The sequence below is a fragment of the Leucobacter sp. CX87 genome, assembly GCF_018682295.1.
GTDB lineage: Bacteria > Actinomycetota > Actinomycetes > Actinomycetales > Microbacteriaceae > Cx-87.
On record NZ_JAFIRI010000002.1, the window covers coordinates 1 to 24,860 of the forward strand.

Consider the following 24,860-nt stretch of genomic DNA (forward strand, 5'->3'; position numbering starts at 1 on the left):
CGGGTCCATATAAATCGGGGCGGCCGGCGCCCCCCCCCCCCAGTTTTCCGGGGTAACGGGGCCGCGCCACGCCCGGGAAGAGTGGCCGAATTTCGTTTGCGCCCGACCCGATGATAGAGTTTTACCTTGTTCGGGGAGATCCCAAACAGGCGCCTCTAGCTCAATTGGCAGAGCAATTGACTCTTAATCAATGGGTTCCCGGTTCAAGTCCGGGGGGGCGCACAGACAAGGCCCGAGATCATCATGATCTCGGGCCTTTTTTGTTTTTCCGGGTTATCGATGGTCTTCACTGATTCCCGGTTTGCGAGTGAATCGTTCTCACCCACGGGACCAATCCCGCGGAAACACCGGAACCGAGTGCCGCACACCGCGCCCCACGTCGGAGCAAGTCTCGAACGGTGATCGGTAGAAGACGCCCAGACGCCGACCATGGAGGTGGGGGCAGAACCTGCCGTTACTTTTTGCTTGCGGCCTTATGGATCTTTTCGCCAACATCGTGAACCGCGTCTTCGATGATGTCGGTGACCTCGTTCACTTTCGATTCCACCGCGTTGACGGTCTTATCAGTAACGTTCTTCGTTCCTTCAGCGGCCCGCTTGAGACCTTCGCCGACTGTCTTCATGACTCTTCTCTCCATTCCCGCTTCGCCTGAGCGACTACGCGCCAGTCTTTTTCCGTGAATCGCGCTGTTTGAGAATGCCAAACAGCAGCGTCCCGACCACGAGTACGACGCCGATCACTCCCAGCCACAGAAGCCCCTCGATGGCAAACCCCACGATGGCGAGGATCACCCAAGCCACCGCTAGCACAAGCAACACGATCCACATGCCTTCACGGTACGCCTGGAACGGGAGCAGAAACGAGACTGCCAGGATTCGACAGGATTCACGACCCCTCTCGCGGCCATGTGCACCGTGCAGGCCGACGACCATTGTTTCCGTGCACGCGACCCGAAGCGACGACCTTTCTCTCGAGCCAGGCAAGCGAGCCCTGCGGAAGGAACCCGGGGCACCGGTGAATACTTCACCGCCACATGCACAGAAAGGTACCCCCCTCCTCCCGGAGGGAGACGGGGGCAACACAGCCAACCGTCACCGGGATCCGGTCGCTTGACGGCGCAGACTAGTAGTGCGCAGGGGGGTCGCTGCTGGGGAACGAATCTTCGCCCCATTCGTCCGCGAGCTCGTCCGCATGCTCGTGTGGAACCTGTGTAGTACCCGGCCGCTCTGCAACGTCGTTCGCTGCTTCGTCGGGGACAGTGTGTGGTGCTGAACGGTCGCTGCGATGCACGATTTTCCTCCTGACCTCGCGGTGTCCCACCACTATTGAGCAGGCTTCCGATCCCCGTCAAGGGCCACATCGCCGCACATTGCGACAGCACCCAGGTTCGAAAACCCGGTAGCGATCATGAGTAGACCGGGCAACCGAGAGAGCGAATTTCTCCGGTTTGCAACATCCTTGGAGACCGATTTTCTGCAGATTTGTGCAGTCCCCACAAAGACTTCCGCTTCCGAGTCGAGCCTTCGGCACGATGTTGGGTAACCCGAAAGGAGCAAAAATGGGATTCATTTCATTCATCTTGCTGGGCCTCATCGCTGGAGCAATCGCGAAGGCCATCCTGCCCGGCGAACAAGGTGGGGGTTGGATTGCGACGCTCGTGCTGGGCGTCGTGGGGGCAGTACTCGGTGGCTGGCTCGGCTCGCTCATCTTCGGCGCATCGCTTGAAGAGTTCTGGTCGCTCCAGACGTGGGCACTCGCGATTGGTGGTTCGATCGTCGTACTGCTCATCTGGGGATTGACGGTCGGGCGCAAACGGACCACATAGTGTGCATGACCGTCACACTGACACTCTGCGGCGCTTGAGACACCACACGGAGGACACCATGGGAATTCTTGAAGATGCGAAAGAAGCCGCTGATTCGGCAGCGAAGAAGATCAGCCGATCCGTCGAGGACGGCGTAGATCGAGCGAAGGACAAGATTGATGAGCTGCATGCTGAAGCCGACCTCAAGAAGGCTGAAGCGGAACGCGACTCGGTCAGGTTGAAGAACGAGTTGAAGGAAGACCTTCGCGACAAGTAAGTCACACGGAAGGCTCGAGATCATCCCGATCTCGGGCCTTCTGCGTGTTTCCGGCACACGCGAATCGTGATCCCCCTTCCCTGCGAGCTTGCGCCGGGACAGGCTTCGCGTCGACTACTCTCGGCCGCATGGCACCGTCGCGTTTGTCCTTGGCCCTCGTCGCCGTATCCGGCTGCGCTCTCGCACTCGGGTTCGCGTCCTGCGCCGCGCCCCCACCGGAGCCGCCTGCGGCCCCTCCCGGCCCTGCGGCCACTCCCTCGCCCACGGCTTCACAGGAGCCATCCCCCAACTCGCAGCCAATTCGCATCCCGAGCTGTGACGAGCTCGTCCCACTCGAGGACGTACGTGCGCTGGTGGGCGACGATCGGTACGTGCTCATTCCCCTCGAGGGTTCCGATCTCGCGAGCGCGCACACGGGCCCCGTAGCTGCCGAGACCCTCCGCAACGCCATTCAATCTCAGGCCTGCGTCTGGGGTATCCCGAATTCGGACGGCTTCGTACAGATCGTCGTCGCAGAGATCACTGACCCGGCGAAGGCCACGTTCACTGCCGCCTTGAACGACTCTGATTTCGCACACCAACTCGCGGGGGACGTGGCCCTGTACACCAACGGCCCCGTTCAGGGGCTCGGCCCGAACTTTCTCACGCACCTCTTCCGAGGGAACATCTGGATATCCGAGTTCAGCTGGGGCCCTGATCCCGCCGTCGGCAAGCAGGCCCTTGCTGCAGTCCTCTCGGCCAACTCCTCCTAGCGTCCCGCCCACCCCGCTGGACTCAAATGTCGGACCCCCACCGTACGATCACCTCGAGTTACTTTTGAGGAGAGCGATGGCCGACACACGTGAGCCCATTCAGGTCGATGCGGACACCTGGGTGATCATGCGCGAGAGCGCACACCAGCCCAAGGCGATCGTGCAGCGGGTCACTTCGACCGCGGGCGAGGCACGGTTCCTCCTGATGACCTGGCATCCGATCGCCACCGAGCGCCGCATGGTCGCAATCCACCCCGATCTCCGGACCGCGGACCGTGCCGTACCCTAGCCCGCCCGCTCGGGGTGAACAACGGGTAACGAGGGCCTGTCGGGTCCGCCAAAGAGCGCCGTCTGGCTAGACTTCCCAGTGAATTACTGAAGGAGTTCGTCATGGCGCATCCCCCCGCCCCCTCGGAAGACCTGCGCTTCGCGCTCGAACTCGCGGACCTTGCCGACGCGATCTCGCTCGACCGGTTCCGCTCGGCAGACCTCGCGATCGACACGAAGCCCGACCGGACCTTTGTGACCGACGCCGATCGCGCCGTCGAGGCGGCCCTGCGCGCGCGCATCGAGCAGGATCGTCCCGGCGACGGCTTCCTCGGCGAAGAATCGGGGCGCGTCGACCAGGGTACGCGGCGCTGGATCCTGGACCCCATCGACGGCACCTCGAACTTCCTCCGCGGCGTCCCCAACTGGGCGACGCTGATCGCGCTCGAGGTCGACGGTGACCCGACAGTCGGGGTCGTCTCGGCACCCGCGTTTGGCGCCCGCTGGTGGGCCGAGACGGGTAGCGGCGCCTGGGGCCAGGCGACGGGCGAGGCACCCCGTTCACTCCGCGTCTCCGGCGTCTCGGGGCTCGAGCACGCCTCTCTCAGCTTCCAGAGCATCGAGCAGTGGGACCTCGCGGGATACCTCGAGCCGCTCATCGCACTCAGCCGGGCCGTGTGGCGCGATCGAGCGTACGGGGACATGTGGTCATACATGTTGCTCGCAGAGGGCTTGGTGGACGTCGTGGCCGAATTCGATGTCAAGCCGTACGACCTCGCGGCCCTCGTGCCCATCGTTCGAGAGGCCGGCGGCCGCTTCACCGATATCGACGGCAACGAGAGCGCGTGGAACGGCAGCTCACTCGCGACGAACGGCGCACTCCACGCCGCGGTGATCGAGTGTGTCGCGGAGGCGAAGCCCGCCCACGGCTGAGCCCGCGCTCGGCTGGGCCGATGGCCCATCCTGCCGACTAGTCGCGAATCTGTCGCCGCTCGGGGTCGATCTGATCGAGCACCGGCTGCAACAGGGCGCTCAACTCGGTGATCTTCGACGGATCGAGTGCGTCAAACACCAGGCGGCGAACCTCGCCGACGTGCTCGGGCGCCGAGTCGGCAAGCTGAGCGAAGCCCGCGTCTGTGAGCACCGCATTGGTTGCGCGCTTGTCGCTCGCGCAGGGCTCACGACGCACCCAGCCCTGCTTCTCGAGCCGCGTGACCACGTGAGAGAGCCGCGAAAGCGACGAGTTGGTGTGGAAGGCGAGGTCGCTCATCAATCGAGCACGCTCGGGCGCATCGGACAGCATCGCGAGCACGTGATACTCAAAGAGATTCATGCCAGCCTCGCGCTTGAGCTGCGCTTCGACTGCACTGGGCATCAGCATCGAGAGGCTGACGAGTTGCAACCAGAGCGCACGTTCATCAGGACTCAGCCAGTTCGGCTGCGCATCGTCAGTCACGGCGTCTCCCTCTCGCGGTCTCTGCCGGAGTTCCGGCACTCACTTCAGAGTAACCGGCTCTGGGGCCCAGCCGCACGTGCGTAGACTTTCGGCATGTCCCACGCGCCCGCAGCTTCGCCGCTTCCCGACACCTCGACCCCCATGAATCCGTCGATCCGTGCGAGATTCGGCGCGTTCCTGCCGTGTGTGCTCGACGCACTATTCGTTGTCGTGTTTGCGGTCACCGGACGCGCGAGCCACGCCGAGATGCTCGACGTCGCAGGTGTGTGGGCGACCGCCTGGCCGTTCCTCGTCGGGCTCGTGATCACCTGGGCCGCGACTCGCGCCTGGCGCCGCCCGCTCGGCATCGTGTGGCCCGGTGTCGCCCTCTGGGTCGGCACGGTCGCCATCGGCATGCTGCTCCGCTTGGCTACAGGCGAAGGGGCCGCACTCCCGTTCATCATTGTCGCGACCATCACTCTCGCGGTTCTCTTGCTGGGCTGGCGGGGCATTGCCGCGCTCGCGCGCCGGCTTCGCCGGCCTTCAGCAGACAGCCGTTAAGGTCACGGCCCGCAGCAGGCGAACCGCTCACACCCGCGAGACCGCCGTCTGGCCCTGGACACCCCTTCCGAAAAATACCCCCGGGGGTATACACTAGAGTCCAGGTATCCAACGGAAGGGACTGTGGTGCGAGTAATTATCATGGGTGGCGTCGCTGGGGGGATGTCTGCGGCAACGCGACTTCGCCGGCTTGACGAGCAGGCAGAGATCGTCATTTTCGAGCGTGGCCCTCACGTTTCGTTTGCGAACTGCGGGCTCCCGTATGCGCTCGGCGGCGTTATCGAGGAACGCCAGTCACTGCTGCTGCAGACTCCCGAATCGCTCGCACAACGGTTCGACCTCGATGTGCGAGTAAACCACGAGGTCCTGAGCATCGATCGCGAAGCCCACGAGATCCTCGTCGCAGATACCTTGAGCGGCGAGACTCGCATCGAACCATACGACGCACTCATCCTCTCCCCCGGCGTCTCACCGGTGAGATTGCCGAGCGATGACAGCGTCCCCGTGGTCGCGCTACACACCGTTCCCGAGCTTGACACGATGCTCGCGACGCTTGACGCCACACCCGGCACCCCAGTCGTCGTCGCGGGGGCGGGGTTCATTGGACTCGAGGTCGCCGAGAACCTCGTCCACCGCGGAATTCCGGTCACACTAGTACAGCGTTCGCCACAGGTCCTCGCTCCACTTGACCCAGAGATGGCGGCGCTCCTCACCGATCGGCTCCGCGACAATGGGGTCGACCTGCGGCTCAGTACCCGCGTCGATCGCATCGAGGCCGGGGAAGTCGTCCTGAGCGACGGAAGCACGCACCGGCCGGCGATGGTCGTGAACGCGATCGGCGTTCGCCCGAACACCCAGGTGGCGGCAGCGGCTGGACTCGCCATTGGGCCGTCCGGGGGGATCGTCGTTGATGCGCAGCAACGCACGAGCGATCCGGCAATTCTGGCCGTCGGAGATGCCGCGGAGAAGGTGGATGCCGTCGACGGGCAGACAACCATCGTTACCCTCGCTGGGCTCGCGAATCGGCATGGCCGCGCCGCCGCGGACACGATTGCCGGCATGGAGACCACCGCCGCACCGGCGCTGGGAACCTCCGTGATCGGATTGTTCGGCCTGGTGGCAGCGTCCACGGGCTGGTCGGAACGGCGCCTGATCGCCGCTGGTCGGGCGCACCATGCGGTGCACATCCACCCGTCATCGCACGCCGGCTACTATCCTGGCGCGACGACCCTGACCTTGAAGCTCCTGGTGGACAGCGAGACCGATGAGATTCTCGGCGCGCAGGCCGTAGGCACCGAGGGCGCCGCGCGGCGCATCGATGTGATCGCAACGGCAATCGTGGGCGGCATCACCGCCTCGGCGCTTTCGAGGCTCGAACTCGCCTACGCTCCCCAGTTTGGATCCGCAAAGGACCCGGTGAATCAGCTCGGATACGTGGCCGAGGGGCGCGCCAACGGGTCGAGCCCTGCGGTTCAGTGGCATCAGCTCGAGAGCGAGCTCGCCGCCGGGGCGCTCCTGATCGACGTGCGCTCGGCGGGTGAATTCGCTCGAGAGACGATTCCTGGCGCGACGAACATTCCGGTCGACGATCTGCGCGAGCGCCATGGCGAGCTCGCAGGGCGCCGGGTCATCGTGCACTGCCAAGTGGGGCAACGCGGACACACGGCAACTCGCTTGCTCCGACAGCTCGGGATCGACGCCCTGAATCTCGATGGCGGCTTCCTCACCTGGAAGGCCGGTGTCCGTGCGACGGCAACAGCAGCGCTCGAGGGTGCCGGCGAGGGCACGGGCGCCGCTCGCAGCTCGCAGGCATAAGAAGAGGGGGTGGGGCTTACGCCCCACCCCCTCTCACCTCAGTGCATGATTCATTCAAGACTCGTGGAGCCGCGGGGAATTGAACCCCGGTCCACTTCGGCAATTCCGTGTCTTCTACGGGTGTAGTTCGTGGAAACGTTCTACTCGGCCCCGTCCTTTGTCACGAACATCTAGGACGACAGGCCCAGCCACAGAAAAAGTCCCCACACACCCTGAGACACAGTGTGTGAGCAAGCCCCCTTAATGACGCCAGAATCCGGGGCAGGGGCACACCCGGTCTGACGGACTTTCTACTCTGCCTTAGGCGGCGAGAGCGAAGTCGGTGCGCTTAGCGTTTGCACCTATGTTTTGCGAAGAGCGTTTACGAGATAACTTCGCATCCTCGACCCGCTTCCCACGGTTTCACAACGACGTGTCGAAACCGATCGGCCCCGTGTGTGGCGGACAAGTCCGCCGGGAGGTCGAATGAATCATGCACTGTGGAGTTTTCAACCCGGCTTTTACCGGTTCCTCAATGCTAGCGCGGGTCGCTGTGAGATTCCAGCGCGCGGGCGCGCACGTGCACCTCAATTGCCTGGTCGAGGCCCCCACGCGCAAGACCGAGCGCACGTTCCGTCGCAGTGCGCACGTAGCGGGTGAACGATACATGCTCAAACGGTTGGTCGTTGTTCGCGTAGGCTCCGACGCCGTCAACCGCAATGAGAATTTCGACGGCCGCGGTGAACGGATCGATCAGTTCGAACTCCCCCGCGGCGACTCCGTCGGCGATGATCGCCATCAGCTGATCGCGATCGAGGGCCTCTTGCTCTTCGAGCACATCGCGAAGCGCCGGACGGAAGCGGCAGAGGTGGCGCGCGTTGAGCCAGAGGCGATCAAGACCCGATTCGCGCCCGCCCTCAACCCGCGCCACGAGTTCGGCGATGCGCTGCAGAGCGGATCCCACTCCCCCGTACAGGTGCGCGCGCTCTTCGCCGATCGCGAGCGCGAAGGCGGCGTTGACGAGGTCTTCTGCCGCCGGAAAATAATGGCTGATGAGGCCGGGTCGAACGCCCAGTCGATCGGCGACTGCGCGCAGCGTGACCTTCTCCAATCCCTCGGCGAGAGCGATGCGCGCCGCTTCGGCCAGAATCTCGGCGCGCCGCTCTTCCGGACGCTTGCGGGTCCGGGTCACCTGCGAACTTGACACCATGCCCAGCATCATATTGGATAAGTGCTCAATAAGACATTGGTCTTGCAACCAATAGCAGCGTCGCTTCGATTCCCGACCACTGGGTTCCTGGCGCGCTGGCGCCGAAAGGATCCCTCGTGACACCTCCCACCACCGCTGGCCTAGCCGAGCAGAGCCCGCTCGAGTCAGCGACTCAGCCTGAGACGCGTGGCATCGAGCTGATTCAGCCCGCTGAGCGTCACGGCCGCGCCCGCGACCTGTTCGCCGTCTGGGCCGCACCGAACGTGAGCGTCCTGGCATTCACGATGGGCGCGACGCTCACGCTCGTCCTCGGACTCGAGATCTGGCAGGCGATCCTGGTCATCATCGCCGCCTCCTTGCTCTGGGTGCTCCCCGGCATCGTCGCCATCAGCGGACCCTCGGCGGGAACCTCGGGTTCGGTCATCACCCGCGCGATCTATGGGGTGCGTGGCAACAAGTTCATCATTGCCTTCTACGGCTGGTTCATTTCCGGCGTCTTCCTGGCGCTGAACTGGGTGGCCTCAGCCTTTATGGGCGCCGAGCTGCTGCGCCGCATGGGCTGGGCGAACGACACCCTGAACATTCTTCTTGTCAGCGTCGTCGTGTCGACGATCACCGTGCTCGTCGCGGTTTACGGTCACGCGCTCATCCTCCGCGCGTACACCGTCGTCACGGCGGTCCTCTTGGCCATCTTTGTCCTCGTCGTCGGCTTCATCCTGCCGAACATCGACTGGGCCTTTACCCAGCCGGAACCGCTCGAGGGCGTGGGACTGTGGACCTCGGTGAGCATCGGCTTCGCGATCCTCGCATCGTCGCCACTTTCGTTCTCCAATAGCGCGGACCTTGCCCGCTACCTGCCCCGCGAGACGAAGCCGTCGCACATCGTCGCGGCGACCGCCTTGGGCGGTGCGCTCCCCGGCATCTTCTTCACCTCAGTTGGTGCGCTGCTCGGCACCGCAGTGAAACCGGAAGACCTCGCCTTCGGCATCGAGTACCCGCTGCTCGAGATGCTGCCCGTATGGCTCGGCCCCATCTTCGTCCTCGGCGTCATCGTCAACACGATCGCACTCAATGGCATGACCACCTACACGGCGAGCATGGTCTTCCAGTCCATCGGGGTGCGCATGAAGCGCATCCCCTCCGCGATCACGATCGGCGTCCTCGGGACGATCTTCACCATCGTGCTGGCGCTTGCCACGAGCCTCATCGATGCGGTGAACCTCATGCTGCAGTTCCTACTGATCATCTCGGTGCCGACCATGGCCGTATACGTCATGGACATCCTCCTGCGCCGCAACCGATACAACGGATTCGACCTGTTCGACGAATCCCCCGGCGGGCCGTTCTGGTATTTAGGAGGATTCGGCATCCCCGGAATCTCCGCCGCGCTGGCCGGGGGCATCGCGACCGCCCTCTTCCTCTCCACCGACGTCTGGACCGGCCCGCTCGCGGTGGCGATCGGCTACATCGACCTGTCGGTGCCCGTGGGGCTCGCCGTCTCCGCACTCGTCTACGCCGTGTGCTCGCGCCGATCCATGCGTGCCCTGACCACGACGACGTCTCGAGTTGCGGCATGACCCGCGGTTCAGGCCTGCCGCACACCCCACGCTATCCCGGCGCGCCTGCTGGTGAGCCGAGCCTCGACGGCTGGCAGGATCCGCCCCAAAGTCGGTGGGCATTCACCCACCTGGGCGAGCTCGTGCCGTCCGCGACGATCTCGCGACACGCTCGACCGGCCGCCCACGAGACGCAGAGCCGCCTGCAGGCGCTGACCACACAGGTCCCCGACCTTGAGTTGCGCCTCGCAGCGACCTACACGAACGCGTTCCTCGTGCTGCGTGGGGACGAGATCGTTGCGGAATATTCCGGCCCCGGCGTAGCCGCAGACGACCGCCACCTCCTCATGAGCGTGTCAAAGTCGCTCTGCAGCACGCTGATCGGATCCCTCGTGCTCGACGGGCTCCTCGACCCCGGGTGTCGGGTCACCGAGTACGTCCCTGAACTCACCGGCTCGGTGTATGACGGTCCGACCGTGCAGCAGGTGCTCGACATGGAGATCCAGATCGACTACCGCGAGGAGTACACCGACCCGAACTCGGAGGTGCAGACCCACGATCGGGCGGCCGGCTGGCGGAGCCCCCTGCCCGGCGACCCGATCAGCAATACCGAGTTCCTCACGACGCTACGCGGGAACGGCAGCACCGGCGAGTTCCAGTACTGCTCGGCGAACACCGACGTGCTTGCCTGGGTGATCGAGCGGGTAACGGGCCAGCGCTATGTCGATGCCCTGAGCGAGCGCCTCTGGAGCAAGCTGGGGGCCGATCTCGACGCGACTCTCACGGTCGACCGGGTCGGGTTTGGTTACGCCAACGGCGGCATCTCATGCACCGCGCGTGACCTGGCACGGGTCGGGCGGCTGATCCTCGACGGCGGCGTCGCTCCGGGCGGCCGCGTCGTCTCTGAGGCATGGGCGCAGAGCGTGCTCGCCGGCGGAAACCAGAAAGCCATGACCGACGAGGGCTACACGTCGTTCTACCCGAATGGTTCGTACACCCGCCAGTGGTGGTCCACCGGGAACGAGCGAAGCAACGTCAGCGGCATCGGCATCCACGGCCAGAACCTCTGGCTCGATCCCTTGACCGACTCCGTCATCGTCAAGCTCTCCACCTGGCCGGATCCCACCGGTTCGGAATGGGACCGCCAACAGGACGGGATCCTGCTCGACGTCAGCCGCGCGCTGGACCGACTGTAGGCAGAGACCGGGGAGTAGCGCGAAATTGCCCAGAAATGGGCGCTTTCTCTGAGCGCGGCCGCAGCCGAGACGGCTGCGGGGAGTAGCGCGAAATTGCCCAGAAATGGGCAATTTCTTATAGCGCTACTCCCCCATGTGCTTCCGGCTCGAGATGGCACGGTCGGCCTCGCGCCGATCCTGCCGCTCTCGCAGCGTCTGACGCTTGTCGTACTCCTTCTTGCCCTTGGCAAGCGCAATCTCAACCTTCGCGCGCCCGTTCAAGAAGTACAGGCGCAGGGGCACGATCGTCATGCCGCCCTCGCGGGTCTTCATATGCAGCTTGTCGATCTCCTGGCGGTGCAGCAGCAACTTCCGCTTGCGCCGCGGCGCGTGGTTCGTCCACGAACCGTTCAAGTACTCAGGGATGTAGGCGGCATCGAGCCACGCCTCACCATTCTCGATGAACACGTACCCGTCGACGAGCGACGCACGCCCCTCGCGGAGCGACTTCACCTCGCTGCCGGTGAGCACCATCCCCGCCTCATAGGTGTCGATGATGAGGTAGTCGTGCCGCGCCTTCTTGTTCGAAGCGACGAGTTTTATCCCGGTTTCTTTGGGCATCCTGGTCCCTCCTGACAATCGCGACCGCGGGCGCCCAGCAGCGAGCGCCCCGACCGCACAGTCTAACGGACGAGCGCCGTTAGACGCGAAGGTAGCGTGTGATTGCAACCTTCGCAGCGAAGGCCGAGAGCACAATCCCGACTGCGATCAAGATCGGCGGCACAATGAGCGACTGCTCGACCGTGATGTAGCTCGTAAACGGCACGTTGACCACCAGGAAGTCCTGCACGAAGAACTTCACGATCGCGACCGAAGCCGCGCTTGCGAGCACCGCCCCGATCAGCGCCGCGATGATTCCCTCAAGGATGAACGGCGTCTGGATGAACCGGTTCGATGCCCCCACCAGGCGCATGATGCCGATTTCTCGCCTGCGCGAGAACGCCGAGAGGCGGATCGTCGTGGAGATCAGCAACACTGCCGCGATCAGCATGAGCCCGGCGATGCCGATCGCCGTGTAGCTGGCGATCCCGAGCAGCAAGAAGATCTGGTCGAGCAGGCTGCGCTGATCCGAGACACTTTGCACACCGGGGACGCCCGAGAACGTCTCCTGGATGATCGCGGACTGCGACGGGTCATCGAGCTTCACCCAGAATGTTTGGTTGAGCTGCTCCGGCCGCGTGATGTCGACCACGGGGTTGTCGGCGAATTGCTTCGTGAACTCCGTGTAAGCCTCGTCGTGATCGACGAAGAAGAAGTCGGACACGTAGGGGGCGAGGGCGTCCGAACGCAGCGCGTCCTCGACCGCCTGGATCTGCTCCTCGTTCGCGTCGGTTCCCGCGCAGGTCTCGCTCTGGTCGAAGTCGGTGCAGAGGTAGATCGCTACCTGCGCCCGGTCATACCAGAACGTCTTCATCTGCTGGATCTGCAGCTGCATCAAGATTGCGGCGCCCACGAACGTCAGCGACACAAAGGTCACCAAAATGACCGAGATCACCACAGAAACATTGCGGCGGAGGCCAGAGAAGACCTCGCCGAGTACCAGACCAATTCTCATCGCACGGGCCCCACATCAGTCTGCTCATCATTGTTTCCCGCGCTGCCGCCGAGCCCCAGCGACTGCGCCAGGTTTCCGGTCTCAGACAGCTCTACCGGATCCCGCTTCACATGCGGATCAAGGAATCTCGGGAGCTTGCGTTGCCCGTCAGCCTGCGGCGCCTTCGCGTTGACCGTCTCGTCGTTCACGGTGTCCGGGAGAGCGACCGGCTCGGCCGGGGCCGGGGACTCTGCCGCGGCACGCGGCGCGATGACCGGAATCGACGGGGTCGAGCGGGAGGGCGCAGGGGCGGCCACCTCGGCAGGGGTGTCCGGGCGAGCCGGCTGCTGCTGCGCGGACTGAGCAGCGGCAGGATCCTGCACCGCCGGCCCGCCGATCGGGGCGATCGAGGTGTCGGGTGCGAGGACGGCTTTGACCGCGTCCTCGGTCGTGCGCAGGGCGGTGCGCTGCGCCTCAGGGATCTCGGCGAGCGAAATCGCCGCAGTCTCGCCGTATCCGCCGCGCTGCTCGTCGCGGACGATGACGCCCTGCGACAACTCGATGACGCGCTGCTGCATGATATCGACGAAGGCCGCTTCGTGGGTCGCCATGACCACGGTCGTGCCAGCGGCGTTGATCGAGCGCAGCAACTGCATGATGCCGAGGCTGGTCGCGGGGTCGAGGTTGCCCGTGGGCTCGTCGGCGAGCAGCACCGCGGGCTTGTTGACGATGGCGCGCGCAATCGCCACGCGCTGCTGCTCGCCACCCGACAGCTCGTGCGGGTAGCGCTTCGCCTTGCCGCCCAGTCCGACCATCTCGAGGGTGTCGGGCACGGCCTCCTGAATGAACCCACGGGACTTCCCGATCACCTGGAGCGAGAACGCAACATTGTCATAGACCGTCTTGCCGGTGAGCAGACGGAAGTCTTGGAAGACGACGCCGAGGTTGCGCCGAAAATACGGCACCTTGCGGGTCGACAGGTTGCCGAGTTCGTGACCGAGCACGTGCACGGTGCCCGAGGTCGGCTGCTCCTCGCGCAGCATCAGCTGCAGGCAACTCGACTTTCCCGACCCGGAGGCGCCGACAATAAAAACGAATTCCCCCCGGTTGATCGTCAGGCTCACCCGGTCAAGGGCGGGCTTTTGTGTACCCCGGTACTGTTTGGTGACATTCTCAAATCGGATCATGGCGCTTCGACCCTACGCACCCGGCTCGCCCGCGCCCTCGCGACTCGCTGGAAAGGCGCGAGCTTTCAGGATCCCGCCCGCTTGGCTAGGCCTTTGAGAGCGAGCGCCAGCGGATGCCCGCCGCGATAAATCCGTCGATGTCGCCGTCGAACACGGCCTGTGGGTTGTTCACCTCGTGCTCCGTGCGGAGGTCCTTGACCATTTGATAGGGCGCGAGCACGTAGCTGCGCATCTGGTCGCCCCAGCTCGCGGTGATATTGCCCGCGAGTTCCTTCTTCTTCGCCGCCTCGGCCTCACGCTGCAGGATGAGCAGGCGGGACTGCAGCACACGCATGGCGGCGGCGCGGTTCTGGATCTGGCTCTTCTCGTTCTGCATCGAGACAACGGTGCCCGTCGGGAGGTGGGTAAGGCGCACCGCGGAGTCCGTGGTGTTCACCGATTGCCCGCCTGGCCCGCTCGAGCGGTACACGTCGACCCGCAGGTCGCCTTCGGGAATCTCCACCGAGACCGCCTCTGGCATCAGCGGAATCACCTCGACCGCGGCGAAGCTGGTCTGACGCTTGCCCGCAGAGTTGAACGGGCTCATCCGCACGAGACGGTGCGTTCCCGCCTCGACCGACAGGGTTCCGAACGCGTACGGCCCCTCGAACTGAATCGTCGTCGACTTGATGCCCGCCTCTTCGGCGTAGCTCGTCTCCATCACGGTGACGCGGTGCTCGTTCTTCTCGCCCCAGCGCAGGTACATGCGCTGCAGCATCTCGGCGAAGTCCGCAGCATCGACACCACCGGCGCCGGCACGAATCGTCATGACGGCCGAATACTCGTCGTACTCCCCCGCCAACAGCGTCTGCACCTCGAGCTGCCCGACGACGGACTCGATCTCGGCGAGCTCCGAGCGGGCCTCTTCGGCGCTGGCCTCGTCATCTTCGTCCTGTGCCATCTCTACCAAGACGTCGAGGTCGTCGAGTCGGCTCTCGATGGCGCGCAGCCGAGCGATCTGTGCCTGGCGGTGGCTCAGCCCGCTCGTGATGCGTTGCGCCTCCGCCAGGTCGTCCCAGAGGTCAGGCGCCGCGGCCAGTTCTTCGAACTCCGCCGCCTCCCGCTCGAGCTTGGCTAAGTCGGACACCTGCAAGATGTCGGCGAAGGTACCGCGGACGGCGCGGATCCGGGAGGTGAGATCGAGGTCGAGCATGATCCCTGTAGCCTACCGCGCGAAACGGCCCCGCTAGATGATCGTCGCGCGCCGGGTCGCCACATCGATCCCCTGCCCACGGTCCGCCCAGGCCTCGCGCAGGAGCGGCACCGCGCGCGCGAGCTCTGCAGCCGGAGCCGTAAACGGCAGCCGCACGTAGCGCTCGAACACACCTGGGCTGCCAAATCTCGGCCCAGGCACCAACTGCACGCCCCGGCGCTCGCTCTCCCGGCACAGCCGCGAACCGCTGGGCTCCCCGAGGTCGGCCCACACCCCGACCCCGCCCCGCGCGGCCGAAAGCCGCCAGCCGGGCAGCAGTTGCGCCACGCCATCCGCGAGCGCCCGGTGCCCGGCGGTCAATTGCCGGGTGCGGATCGCCAGGATCTCGTCGTACTGCTCGAGGGCGAGGCGCGCGAGCACCTGCTCCCAGGTCCCGGTGCCGAGGTCGCTCACGCGACGCGAGGCCTCCAGCCTGGCCAGGAGATCCGGGGCTGCGCGAATCCAGCCCACCCGCAGCCCGCCCCACACCGTCTTTCCCAGGGAGCCGACCGTCAGGATCAAATCGCGTTGATGCGCGTGTTCGGCTGAGGCCGCAAACGGGGTCACGAGACGAGGGTCGCCCAGGGTCAGCTCCGCCGTGGTCTCGTCGGCGATGACGGCGGTGCCCTGGGCGGTGAGCATCGCGATGAGGCTCGCCCGCAGCTCCTGCGGCATGCTCAACCCGGTCGGGTTGTGGTGGTCGGGAATCAGATAGGCGAGCCGGGGCGACGTGCGCTTCGCGATCTCGAGGATACTTGCCGCGTCGTAGCCGTCCGCCCCTACGGGCAGCTCAGCCACGAGCGCTCCGGCCGCAACCAGCGCCTCGCGGGCATGCGGGTAGCTCGGCGACTCGATCAGGCTGCGGTCCCCACGACCGAGCAGCGTCCGGGCGATGAGAAAGATGGCGTGCTGCGCGCCGAGCGTCACCATAATCTGCTCCGCCGAGGTCGGCAGACCGCGCCGCGTGTATCGGTCGGCGATCGCGGCGCGAAGCGCCGGGTGTCCGACGGTGTCGTAGCCGCTACTAGTGAACGCGTCGGAGTGCTCCGTGAGCGCACGCGCGCCGAGTTCGGCGAGGCCAGCCCACGGCGGCGGGGAGGCGCGCGTCAGATCGATCCCGGACACGGACCCCTCGGCCCACGGCTCCGCTTCCCCTACGCGCGCACGCCTGATGACCGTGCCGGAGCCGCGCCGCGACTGCGCCGTCCCCGTCTCCCGAAGCTGGTGGTAGCTCGCGGCGACCGTCGTGCGAGAGACGCCGAGCTCCTCTGCGAGCGGGCGCTCTGCGGGCAGCGCGGTGCCCGCCAGGATCCTGCCGTCGCGCACCAGCAACGAGATACTCTCGGCCAGTTCGGCATAGGCGAGGCCCCCGCCGCGCCAGTTCCCGAGGTGGCGTGCAAGCCCGCGTGCGGTGAGTCGCTGCGCAATCATGAGGCCACTGTAGGCCAATTGGCCTCTTGAGAGCCAGTCCAATCTGATGTGGACTGGTCAGCATGCGTAACAGACTCCTGCAGCTGGTCCCGGGACTCCTCCTCTACGGCATCGCCGACGCCTTCATGATCCGCGCGGCGATCGGCGTCGACTCCTGGACCGTGTTCGCCCAGGGCATCTCGGTACACACCGGCTTCGGCATCGGGATCCTGACCAACCTCATCGGGCTCGCCGTCCTCCTGCTCTGGATCCCGCTTCGGCAGAAACCCGGGATCGGCACGGTGCTCAACATCCTGCTCGTCGGACCGGCCATCGAGCTCGGGCTCTGGATCCTGCCCGTCCCCGACGCGCTGTGGCTACGGGTGCTGTACTTCGCCATTGGCCTCGTGTTGCTGGCCTTCGCGAGCGGCATCTACATTGGCGCACGCCTCGGCCCCGGCCCGCGCGATGGTCTGATGACGGGCATTCACCTGCGCTTCGGTACCCCGATCTGGATTGGCCGGACCGCTATCGAGCTCACCGTGGTCGCGATCGGCTGGCTCCTCGGCGGAAACGTCGGCGTCGGCACCCTTGCGTTCGCCGTCCTCATTGGCCCGCTCTGCGCGTTCACGCTGCCGCTCTTCGACCGACGCTGGCGCACCCGCGAGACGCCAGCGGCGGGGCCAGAGTCCAGAGACCCCGCCCCGCCGCTGCCCGCAGCCCGCTCGCCGCGGTCGACCTAAACTATCGGTCGTTGTCGCCGAACTCCGGTACCTTGTTGAACCCGGTCACCGGCTGACTCTCGTCAAACGCCGCGACCTTGCGACGGAAGCCCCGCGTGAGCACGACGAGGTAGATGAACCCGATCGCGGTCCAGATGAGCCCGCCGATAAGCGCGTCGATGTGGAGGTTCGCCCACAGCAGACCCGTGAGGAGCATGCCAATGCCCGGCAGCACGATGAAGGTGAAGATGTCCTTCGCGGTCTTCCGGCGGCCCTTGCGGATCGCGAACCAGGCAATCACCGAGATGTTGACGAAGGTGAACGCGATGAGCGCCCCGTAGTTAATGTAGGCGGCAATCATCTCAAGCGTGAACGACATCGCGAGGAGGCTGATCGCGCCGGTCAGCACGATATTGAAGGTCGGCGTGTGCGTGCGCGGGTTGATGTAGCCGAAGAACTTCTTCGGCAGCACGTTATTGCGCCCCATCACGAGCAGCATGCGCGACACCGAGGCGTGCGAGGCGAGACCGGAGGCGAGCGTCGCCGCGAACCCTGCGGAGGTGAGGATTGCCTGGAATACCGGGCCTCCCACCTGGAGTCCAATCTCGGGCAGCGTGCTGTCCTCGATGGCGGCCGCGGGGAACGCGTCCGAGCTCGGGAAGCGCAGCTGCGTGAAGTAGCCGGCGATCAGGAAGATCGCGCCCCCGATGATGACGGTGAGCAGGATCGCGCGGGGCATGATCTTCGGCGACTTCGCCTCTTCCGCGTACATGGTCACAGCGTCAAAGCCGATGAACGAGAAGCAGACAATCGTCGCGCCCATAAGCACCGCGGCCATGGTCACCTCGTCGTGCAGGAACGGCATCATCGAGGCAACCGTGCCCTGGCCCTCGCCGCGCATGAGCTGCGCGATCACCATCACGACAAACACCGCCATCACGGCGATCGAAAAGACCAGCAGGATCATGTTGATGTTCGAGGTACCGCGCATCGTCAGGTAGATGAGGGTGGTCACGAACACGCAGTACACGACGACCCAGATCCAACCCGGGATCCCGGGGAAAATGGCCTCGAGGTAGCTGCGGATGATGAGGCAATTCACCATCGGAAGCAGCATGTAATCGATGAGGGCGGTCCAGCCGACCAGGAACCCCACGTTCGGGTGGATCGACTCGCGCACGTAGGTGTACGCCGATCCGGCACTCGGAATTGCGCCAGACATCTTGCCGTAGCTGATTGCCGTGAACACCATCACGATGAGCGCAACGAGGTAGGCGGCCGGAACCACGTTGTTGGTGTCTCTCGCCACCATGCCGAAGGTGTCGAAGACAACGGTCGGGGTCATGTATCCCAGGCCGAGGCCCACAATCGCCCAGAGGCCGAGATTGCGTTTGAGTGTTCCGCTGCCAGCGCGTGGCATCGTGGCGGTTGCCGTCATGTTCTACTCCTTTGAAGAACCTGGCTTCACCGCATATCGCGGCGGCGATGCCAGTCGGCCGGAACACTGATCCGGCCAAAAATTGGGGGCTACACGACCGATCAACCACGGCCGTGCAGCCCCCTGAACTATTCGAACTTACTGCTTCGCGAGCCGTTTGTCTCGGCTGATGCGGGCGATCTGCACACCGATCACCAGTATCAGCGCTCCGAAGAACACGATTGACGCCAGCACATTGGCCTGTGCCGGCACCCCCCGCAGCGCCGAGGTGTAGATGAACTTCGGGAACGTCGTCGCCGTGCCCGAGTTGAACGCCGTGATGATGAAGTCATCAAACGACAGCGCAAACGAGAGCAGCGCGGCGCCGATGATGCCCGGCATGAGCATCGGCAGCGTGATCCGCCAGAACACCTGGCTCGGCGGTGCGTACAGGTCACGCCCCGCCTCTTCGATCGCCGGGTCGAGGCTCGCCACGCGTGCCTTCACCGCCACGACCACGTACGAGATACAGAACATTGTGTGCGCGAGGATGATCGTGCCGATCCCCTTTTCGACACCGGCGAGCAGGAACTGCGCGGCGAGGCCCGCACCCAGGACAACCTCGGGGGTCGCCATCGGGGTGAACAGCAACAGGCTGATGGTCGAACGGAACTTGAAGCGGTACCGGACGAGGGCGATCGCGATCGCGCTGCCGAGCACCGTTGCCAAGACCGTCGAGACGACGCCGATCAGCAGGCTGTTCCCGAACGCCTGGCAGACCATGGGCGCGCCACAGGGGTTCGTCCAGTTGTCGAGAGTGAACCCGCGCCACGTGATGTTGTTGCGTCCCGCATCGTTGAACGAGAACACGAACACGTACAGGATGGGCAGCAGCAGGTAGACCATGGCAATGATGGCCGCGACCGGGACGAATGCTTTTCCGAGACTGAACTTCGAATTCACAGTAGGTCCTCCGTGCCACTCTTGCGCACGTACGTCGCCACGATGATCAGGATGATGATCATCAGGAGGATCGACAGTGACGCCGCCATCGGGTAGTTCTGCGTCTGCAAGAAGTTTGCCTCGATGACGTTACCGATCATGGGGGTGTTCGTTGATCCCAGGAACTCGCGGGACGCGTTCACGTAGTCGCCCGACATCGGGATAAAGGTGAGGAGCGTTCCCGAGACGATTCCCGTCATCGACAGCGGCAGGGTGACCTTGCGGAAGGTCGTGACCGGCGAGGCGTAGAGGTCTGAACCGGCCTCTACCAGGCGCAGGTCGAGCTGCTGCAGTGAGGCGAAGATCGGCAGGGTCATGAACGGAATGAAGTTGTAGACCAGGCCGAAGATCACGGAGAAGTCCGTGCCGATCCACTCGCCGGGAAGGATCTGCTTCCAGGCCAGCGTCCGCAGCAGGAAGCTGATAAAGAAGGGCGCGACCACCAGGATCAGCAGAATGCCCTGCAACATAGGCTTCGAACGTGCCTTGACTCCGATCATGTAGGCGAGCGGATACGCGATCACGAGCGCGACCACGGTGGCGATCAGCGCGTACGTGAACGAGCGCACCAGCTGGGGCCAGTACTCAGCGAGTGCCGCCCAGTAGTTGCTGAATTGCGTCGCTGCGACGTAATCTCCGATGCCGCCCGAGGCGGCCGGAGCCTGCAGCGAGGTCAGGAACAGTTGAATGAACGGCGTCACGAAGAACAGCACCATGTAGGCGATACCGGGAAGCAGTAAGAGCAGCGCGACCCAGGTCCCCTTCCGCGGCGCCTGTTCGACGACCTTGCCGCTCGCAAATGCGGTAAATGCCATGGGAGCCTACTTTGCGGCCTGGGCCGCGATGGCCCTGGTCGACGCCTCGGTGGTCAGCGAACCGGTCTCGAGGTGGTCGTCAAGCAAACCGAAGGTGTGCTCTGCGAGCCAGCTCAACCAGACCTCATCGCCGCGCTTGCCCACCGGGCCAGACTCGACATTCTGCGCGAAGACCTGCACGTCGCCGAACTCGTCCGAGCTCACCGTGTACTGCGTGCTCACGCCAATAAACGAGACGTCCGTAATGCGGCCAGGGCCCACGACGTTGATCCCGGCCGTATCGGCGGGCGCGCTCATGTGCAGCCGCAGCTTCTCCGGACGAACGCCCACGGTAATCGAGCCCGAGTCGCGTTCGCTGCGCGCCCGGTCGACCGTGATGCGGTGCCCATTGAAGTTGGTGTGGATCGCGGTGTCCGTCGTCCCCGTCACCTGCACGGCAAAGAGGTTGGACTGGCCGAGGAAGTTCGCGACGAACACCGTCTTCGGCAGTTCGTACAGCTCCTCAGGCGCGCCCATCTGCTCGATCCGTCCCTTATTCATCACGGCGACGGTGTCAGCCATGGTCATGGCCTCCTCCTGATCATGTGTGACGTGCAGAAAGGTCAGTCCGACCTCTTGCTGGATCTGCTTGAGCTCCTGCTGCATCTGACGACGCAGCTTGAGGTCGAGCGCCCCCAGGGGCTCATCGAGGAGCAACAGCGCCGGGCGGTTGACGACGGCACGGGCCAGGGCCACGCGCTGCTGCTGACCACCCGAAAGCTGCGAGGGCTTGCGGTCCGAGATGTGGTCGAGCTCCACGAGGCGCAGCACCTCGTGTGCCTTACCCAGCGGATCCCCCATCTTGCGGCGGCGCAGGCCGAACGCGACGTTCTCGAGCACGGTCATGTGCGGGAAGAGCGCGTACGACTGGAATACGGTGTTCACCTGCCGCTTGTGCGGCTTCAGCGACGTGACGTCTTCCCCGCCGATCAAGATCTTGCCCTGGGTGGCCTCTTCGAGGCCGGCCACCAGGCGAAGCGTCGTCGTTTTGCCGCAGCCCGAGGGGCCGAGCAACGCGAAGAAGGATCCTGCCGGGATGGTGAGGTTCAAATGCTCGATTGCAGTGAACCCGGGGAACCGCTTTTCGATCCCCACGAGTTCGAGGTCTGCACCGGCTTCAGCGAAAGTACCGTCATTCACGCTGCTTAGACCCCCAGGACGTTGTTGAACTGCTTGGTGTAAGTGTTATCTTCCTGCGGCGTGAGCGTGCGGAAGGTCTTGAGGCGATTCGCCATCTCCTCGTCCGGGAAGATGTACGGGTTGTCGACCTGATCCGGATTGACCTTCTCCATCGCCTCGCGCGCGCCGTCAACCGGGGTCACGAACCAGACGTAGTCGGCGACCATGGCCGCGACCTCGGGCTCGTAGTAGTAGTTGATCATCTCTTCCGCGAGCTTCTTCTCGGCCGCCTCGGTGCCGTTCGGAATCGCGAATGAGTCGGCAGTAATCGTGCCGCCCGACTCGGGGACGTCGAGCGTCCAACGATCGCCCTGCTCAGAGTTCAGGATCGCGATGTCGCCAGTCCAGGCGATCGCCGCGAGCGTCTCGTCGTTCTCGAGATCCTGCGTGTAGGAGTTGCCCTTCACCTTCGAGATCTGGCCACTCTTGAGCGCGTCGTCAAGCCAGCCGAGCGCCGCGTCGAACTCGGTGTCGCCCCAGCCTTGCGTAATGTCGACGCCCTGCGCCTGCATGATGATTCCCATGGTGTCGCGCATCTCGGAGAGCACGCCCACCCTGCCCTTCAGCTCCGGGCGCAGCAGGTCGTCGAGGGTGCGGATGCCGTCCGGGACTTCCTTCGTGTTCCACACGACACCGGCGGCGGGTGCCTGCCAGGGCATCGTGAACTTGCGGCCCGGGTCGAGGTCGAGGCTGTCGACGAGGGTCGGCAGCAGGCGGGAGGTGTTCGGCATGTTGGCCTTGTCCAGCTCCTGGATCTGGCCGTCAGTGATGAGGCGACCGTTCACCCAGTCGGTGAAGGTGATGACGTCGTAGCCCGTGTGCTGTCCCAGCTTGAGCTGGTCCTTGATCTTGCCGTAGAAGGTGTTGTTGTCGTCGATGTCTTCGAGGTAGTCGACCTGAATGTTGGTCTGCTTCATGAAGGCATCGAGCGAGGGGTACGTGCCGCTCTCCTCGTCGAAATCGAGGTAGAAGGGCCAGTTGCCCCACACGATGGTGCCGGCCGAGCCGTCACCCTGATCCGGTGAGCCGGCCCCGGGGGCGCAGGCACTCAGCGCGAGCGCGCCGGCGCCGGCAGCACCGATTCCGACGCCCTTCATGAGGCCACGGCGCGACATCTGCGCGCTGCGAGCGTAGGCAATCAGCCTTTGAACCATCGGATCTTCGGGAAGTCGTTGAACCACGAGAGCACTCCTTGACATCTTTGTCGGTGAATTGCCCAAGAAATGACCTGCGCTGCAAGCGCCATCGCCTGGGTATGTCTCGAATACTGACATAGATTCGGTACCAGACAAAATACGCAGGGCCGCTGACGCGAAATCTTCACGCAACGGTTACCAATCCGCGGGAGAGCATGCAAGAAGGGCGGTGACCGGCGAGAGAATCCGCCGGTACACCGCCCTTCTGATTGCGACTATTCGCCGAGGAAGTGCATCACGTGCTTGATGCGCGTGTAATCCTCAAAGCCGTACATCGAGAGGTCCTTGCCGTAGCCCGAGTACTTGAAGCCACCGTGGGGCATTTCCGACACGAACGGGATGTGGGTGTTCACCCAGACGCAGCCGAAGTCGAGCATCTTCGCCTGGCGCATCGCGGTGCCGTGATCGGTGGTCCAGACGGACGCGGCCAGCGCGTAGCGGACGCCGTTCGCGAGCGCGAGCGCCTCGGCCTCGGTGCTGAAGGTCTGCACCGTGAGCACCGGCCCGAAGATCTCCTCCTGCACCGCCTCGTCGTCCTGACGCATGTTGTCAACGATCGTGGGCTCAATGAAGTACCCGGCGCCGTCTTTCGCCTTGCCACCCGTCACGACGACGGCGTGCTCGGGCAGACGCTCGAGCATGCCGAGCACGCTGGCGTACTGGCGGTCGTTGTTCATCGGGCCGTAGAACGCTCCCTGATCCGGTGCGCCGGTCGTGACGTTGGCCTCGACGTGTGCCTTGATCGCTGCGACGAATTCGTCGTGCACGCTCTCGTGCACGATCACGCGGGTCGCGGCGGTGCAGTCCTGGCCGCCGTTGAAGAAGGCAGCGGAGGCGATGCCCTCTGCGGCCTGCTCGATGTTGGCGTCAGCGAACACCACTGCGGGGGCCTTGCCGCCCAGCTCGAGGTGGGTGCGCTTCATCGTCTCGATCGCGGACTTCGCGACCTCCATGCCGGCCCGGACAGATCCGGTGATGGCGACGAGCTCGGGCGTCGGGTGGTCCGTCATGGCGGCGCCGGTGACGCGGCTCCCGAGAACGACGTTCAGCACGCCGGCCGGGAGGAACTGCCCGGCGACCTCAGCCAGCAGCAGCGTCGACAGCGGAGTCGTCGACGCGGGCTTCAGCACGATCGTGTTGCCAGCGGCAAGCGCGGGCCCAATTTTCCACACGGCCATGTTCAGCGGGTAGTTCCACGGGGTGATCTGGCCCACGACGCCAATCGGCTCGCGACGCACATAGGAGGTGTGGCCGGCGAGGTACTCGCCCGCGCCCTTGCCCTCAAGGTTGCGAGCGGCACCTGCAAAGAAGCGGATCTGGTCCACCGACTGCATGATCTCGTCGGCGATGATCGTCGCGCGCGGCTTGCCGCAGTCAAGCGACTCGGCATCGGCGAAATCAGCAGCGCGGCGCTCCATCTCGGCGGCGATACGCCAGAGGGCGTTGGAGCGATCCTGCGGGGTGGTTGCCCCCCACTCGCCCGCGAACGCGGCGGAAGCGGCCGCGTAGGCGCGGTCAACGTCGGCGTCGGTCGAGACCGGCGAACTCGCGATGACCTCCTCCGTGGCGGGATTGAGCACTTCGAAGTACTCGTTGGTTTCGGCAGGAACGAAATCCCCATTGATGTAGTTCTGTAGTACACGCATACCCGAAGCCTAGGCGATTCTCGGCGGCCCGTCACCAATCAGAGTGTGCAAATGATCTGCGAATTCGAACAGTCGCTTCGGATTCCTTTGCGTTTTTGCGTTTTTGCTGCGAGAATCTGGATCGTGAGCGTTACACGGAGTTCCCCCTCGCTCGACGATACGTCGAAGGCCATCATCGAGCAGTTGCAAGTCGATGGCCGCCGTTCGTATGCCGAGATTGGGAAGGCCGTTGGACTGAGCGAGGCTGCTGTCAGGCAGCGCGTGCAAAAACTCACCGATGCCGGGGTCATGCAGATTGTTGCCGTGACCGACCCGATGCGCCTTGGTTTTCACCGTGGCGCCATGATCGGCATTCGCGTATCCGGTGACACCAGGGTCGTCGCCGATCATCTCGCCCGCCTCCCCGAGGTGTCGTATCTGGTGCTCAGCGCCGGATCGTTCGACATCATGGTCGAGGTCGTGTGCGAGGACGACGCGAGTCTCATCGAATTCCTGAACACACACATTCGGGTGCTTGACGGGGTCGCCTCCACCGAGACGTTCGTATACCTCGAACTCAAGAAGCAAAAGTACGACTGGGGAACCCGATAA

General features: G+C 64.5%; 26 protein-coding genes, 1 tRNA gene and 1 other RNA gene. 12 read left to right on the forward strand and 16 right to left on the reverse strand.

Annotated features, from left to right (window positions below; genetic code table 11):
• Positions 1 to 149: 149 nt before the first annotated feature.
• Positions 150 to 222: transfer RNA gene (locus KOE53_RS02995), tRNA-Lys, on the forward strand.
• Positions 223 to 454: 232 nt separating this feature from the next.
• On the opposite strand, the gene KOE53_RS03000 is transcribed toward KOE53_RS02995, so the two are convergent.
• Together KOE53_RS03000 and KOE53_RS03005 are read right to left on the reverse strand one after the other, a co-directional pair.
• Entirely contained in the window at positions 455 to 622 is a 168-nt protein-coding gene (locus KOE53_RS03000; RefSeq protein ID WP_188044107.1) for a hypothetical protein, read from the reverse strand.
• 34 nt (positions 623 to 656) lie between these two features.
• Positions 657 to 827 (reverse strand): hypothetical protein, encoded by a 171-nt coding sequence (locus KOE53_RS03005; protein WP_188057337.1) that lies wholly within the window; start codon positions 825 to 827, stop codon positions 657 to 659.
• Positions 828 to 1,558: 731 nt separating this feature from the next.
• Here KOE53_RS03005 and KOE53_RS03010 point away from each other — a divergent pair.
• The 5 genes from KOE53_RS03010 (at position 1,559) to KOE53_RS03030 (ending at position 4,033) form a co-directional block, all read left to right on the forward strand.
• Positions 1,559 to 1,825: a GlsB/YeaQ/YmgE family stress response membrane protein gene (locus KOE53_RS03010; RefSeq protein WP_188044108.1), complete on the forward strand. Its 267-nt coding sequence runs from the start codon at positions 1,559 to 1,561 to the stop codon at positions 1,823 to 1,825.
• Between the two features lie 58 nt (positions 1,826 to 1,883).
• Positions 1,884 to 2,081: a hypothetical protein gene (locus KOE53_RS03015; protein ID WP_188057338.1), complete on the forward strand. Its 198-nt coding sequence runs from the start codon at positions 1,884 to 1,886 to the stop codon at positions 2,079 to 2,081.
• A gap of 371 nt (positions 2,082 to 2,452) precedes the next feature.
• Positions 2,453 to 2,833 (forward strand): hypothetical protein, encoded by a 381-nt coding sequence (locus KOE53_RS03020; RefSeq protein ID WP_188044110.1) that lies wholly within the window; start codon positions 2,453 to 2,455, stop codon positions 2,831 to 2,833.
• Positions 2,834 to 2,909: 76 nt separating this feature from the next.
• On the forward strand, positions 2,910 to 3,122 hold the full coding sequence (locus tag KOE53_RS03025) for a hypothetical protein (RefSeq protein WP_188044111.1): 213 nt from the start codon (positions 2,910 to 2,912) through the stop codon (positions 3,120 to 3,122).
• A 101-nt stretch (positions 3,123 to 3,223) separates the two neighbouring features.
• On the forward strand, positions 3,224 to 4,033 hold the full coding sequence (locus KOE53_RS03030) for an inositol monophosphatase family protein (RefSeq protein WP_188044112.1): 810 nt from the start codon (positions 3,224 to 3,226) through the stop codon (positions 4,031 to 4,033).
• 37 nt (positions 4,034 to 4,070) lie between these two features.
• Here the strand turns inward: KOE53_RS03030 and KOE53_RS03035 are convergent, their stop codons facing one another.
• Complete coding sequence (locus KOE53_RS03035) at positions 4,071 to 4,556, reverse strand: MarR family winged helix-turn-helix transcriptional regulator (protein WP_241095387.1); 486 nt, start codon at positions 4,554 to 4,556, stop codon at positions 4,071 to 4,073.
• A gap of 93 nt (positions 4,557 to 4,649) precedes the next feature.
• Here KOE53_RS03035 and KOE53_RS03040 point away from each other — a divergent pair, with 93 nt between their 5' ends.
• Together KOE53_RS03040 and KOE53_RS03045 are read left to right on the forward strand one after the other, a co-directional pair.
• The gene (locus KOE53_RS03040; RefSeq protein ID WP_251364114.1) at positions 4,650 to 5,096 is read left to right on the forward strand and encodes a DUF3054 domain-containing protein; all 447 of its coding nucleotides are present in this window, start codon (positions 4,650 to 4,652) and stop codon (positions 5,094 to 5,096) included.
• A gap of 141 nt (positions 5,097 to 5,237) precedes the next feature.
• The gene (locus KOE53_RS03045) at positions 5,238 to 6,911 is read left to right on the forward strand and encodes an FAD-dependent oxidoreductase (protein WP_223160103.1); all 1,674 of its coding nucleotides are present in this window, start codon (positions 5,238 to 5,240) and stop codon (positions 6,909 to 6,911) included.
• A gap of 61 nt (positions 6,912 to 6,972) precedes the next feature.
• On the opposite strand, the gene ssrA is transcribed toward KOE53_RS03045, so the two are convergent.
• Both ssrA and KOE53_RS03055 read right to left on the reverse strand, forming a co-directional pair.
• Positions 6,973 to 7,344, reverse strand: a transfer-messenger RNA (tmRNA) gene (gene ssrA / locus KOE53_RS03050).
• Between the two features lie 84 nt (positions 7,345 to 7,428).
• Positions 7,429 to 8,100, reverse strand: coding sequence for a TetR/AcrR family transcriptional regulator (locus tag KOE53_RS03055; protein ID WP_188057339.1), 672 nt, complete (start codon positions 8,098 to 8,100; stop codon positions 7,429 to 7,431).
• Between the two features lie 116 nt (positions 8,101 to 8,216).
• Here KOE53_RS03055 and KOE53_RS03060 point away from each other — a divergent pair, with 116 nt between their 5' ends.
• Positions 8,217 to 9,677, forward strand: coding sequence for a purine-cytosine permease family protein (locus tag KOE53_RS03060; RefSeq protein ID WP_188057340.1), 1,461 nt, complete (start codon positions 8,217 to 8,219; stop codon positions 9,675 to 9,677).
• Positions 9,674 to 10,852, forward strand: a complete 1,179-nt coding sequence (locus tag KOE53_RS03065) for a serine hydrolase domain-containing protein (RefSeq protein WP_188057341.1) — start codon at positions 9,674 to 9,676, stop codon at positions 10,850 to 10,852. The genes KOE53_RS03060 and KOE53_RS03065 overlap by 4 nt, the downstream gene beginning before the upstream one ends.
• A gap of 123 nt (positions 10,853 to 10,975) precedes the next feature.
• On the opposite strand, the gene smpB is transcribed toward KOE53_RS03065, so the two are convergent.
• From smpB to yczR, 5 genes are all read right to left on the reverse strand, one after another.
• Positions 10,976 to 11,452 carry an SsrA-binding protein SmpB gene (gene smpB, locus KOE53_RS03070; RefSeq protein WP_188044117.1) on the reverse strand — a complete coding sequence of 159 codons (477 nt, stop codon included), beginning with the start codon at positions 11,450 to 11,452 and terminating at the stop codon, positions 10,976 to 10,978.
• Positions 11,453 to 11,531: 79 nt separating this feature from the next.
• The gene (ftsX, locus tag KOE53_RS03075; RefSeq protein WP_188044118.1) at positions 11,532 to 12,446 is read right to left on the reverse strand and encodes a permease-like cell division protein FtsX; all 915 of its coding nucleotides are present in this window, start codon (positions 12,444 to 12,446) and stop codon (positions 11,532 to 11,534) included.
• The gene (ftsE, locus tag KOE53_RS03080) at positions 12,443 to 13,612 is read right to left on the reverse strand and encodes a cell division ATP-binding protein FtsE (protein ID WP_188057342.1); all 1,170 of its coding nucleotides are present in this window, start codon (positions 13,610 to 13,612) and stop codon (positions 12,443 to 12,445) included. The genes ftsX and ftsE overlap by 4 nt, the downstream gene beginning before the upstream one ends.
• A gap of 85 nt (positions 13,613 to 13,697) precedes the next feature.
• Positions 13,698 to 14,804 (reverse strand): peptide chain release factor 2, encoded by a 1,107-nt coding sequence (prfB, locus tag KOE53_RS03085; protein WP_188044120.1) that lies wholly within the window; start codon positions 14,802 to 14,804, stop codon positions 13,698 to 13,700.
• 33 nt (positions 14,805 to 14,837) lie between these two features.
• Positions 14,838 to 16,274 (reverse strand): MocR-like transcription factor YczR, encoded by a 1,437-nt coding sequence (gene yczR, locus KOE53_RS03090; protein ID WP_188057343.1) that lies wholly within the window; start codon positions 16,272 to 16,274, stop codon positions 14,838 to 14,840.
• Between the two features lie 62 nt (positions 16,275 to 16,336).
• Between yczR and yczE the strand changes: the two genes are divergently transcribed.
• Positions 16,337 to 16,996, forward strand: coding sequence for a membrane protein YczE (yczE, locus tag KOE53_RS03095; protein WP_188057344.1), 660 nt, complete (start codon positions 16,337 to 16,339; stop codon positions 16,994 to 16,996).
• A gap of 1 nt (position 16,997) precedes the next feature.
• Here yczE and KOE53_RS03100 read toward each other — a convergent pair whose 3' ends face one another.
• From KOE53_RS03100 to KOE53_RS03125, 6 genes are all read right to left on the reverse strand, one after another.
• On the reverse strand, positions 16,998 to 18,413 hold the full coding sequence (locus KOE53_RS03100; RefSeq protein ID WP_241095390.1) for an APC family permease: 1,416 nt from the start codon (positions 18,411 to 18,413) through the stop codon (positions 16,998 to 17,000).
• A 138-nt stretch (positions 18,414 to 18,551) separates the two neighbouring features.
• A complete protein-coding gene (locus tag KOE53_RS03105) occupies positions 18,552 to 19,298 on the reverse strand; it encodes an ABC transporter permease (RefSeq protein WP_188044403.1) in 747 nt (248 codons plus the stop codon).
• Positions 19,299 to 19,351: 53 nt separating this feature from the next.
• Positions 19,352 to 20,209, reverse strand: coding sequence for an ABC transporter permease (locus KOE53_RS03110; protein ID WP_188044123.1), 858 nt, complete (start codon positions 20,207 to 20,209; stop codon positions 19,352 to 19,354).
• Positions 20,210 to 20,215: 6 nt separating this feature from the next.
• The gene (locus KOE53_RS03115; RefSeq protein ID WP_188057345.1) at positions 20,216 to 21,388 is read right to left on the reverse strand and encodes an ABC transporter ATP-binding protein; all 1,173 of its coding nucleotides are present in this window, start codon (positions 21,386 to 21,388) and stop codon (positions 20,216 to 20,218) included.
• A 5-nt stretch (positions 21,389 to 21,393) separates the two neighbouring features.
• Positions 21,394 to 22,608, reverse strand: a complete 1,215-nt coding sequence (locus tag KOE53_RS03120; RefSeq protein WP_188044125.1) for an ABC transporter substrate-binding protein — start codon at positions 22,606 to 22,608, stop codon at positions 21,394 to 21,396.
• A 230-nt stretch (positions 22,609 to 22,838) separates the two neighbouring features.
• Positions 22,839 to 24,269 (reverse strand): aminobutyraldehyde dehydrogenase, encoded by a 1,431-nt coding sequence (locus KOE53_RS03125; RefSeq protein WP_188057346.1) that lies wholly within the window; start codon positions 24,267 to 24,269, stop codon positions 22,839 to 22,841.
• Positions 24,270 to 24,392: 123 nt separating this feature from the next.
• Between KOE53_RS03125 and KOE53_RS03130 the strand changes: the two genes are divergently transcribed.
• Positions 24,393 to 24,860 (forward strand): Lrp/AsnC family transcriptional regulator, encoded by a 468-nt coding sequence (locus KOE53_RS03130; protein WP_241095391.1) that lies wholly within the window; start codon positions 24,393 to 24,395, stop codon positions 24,858 to 24,860.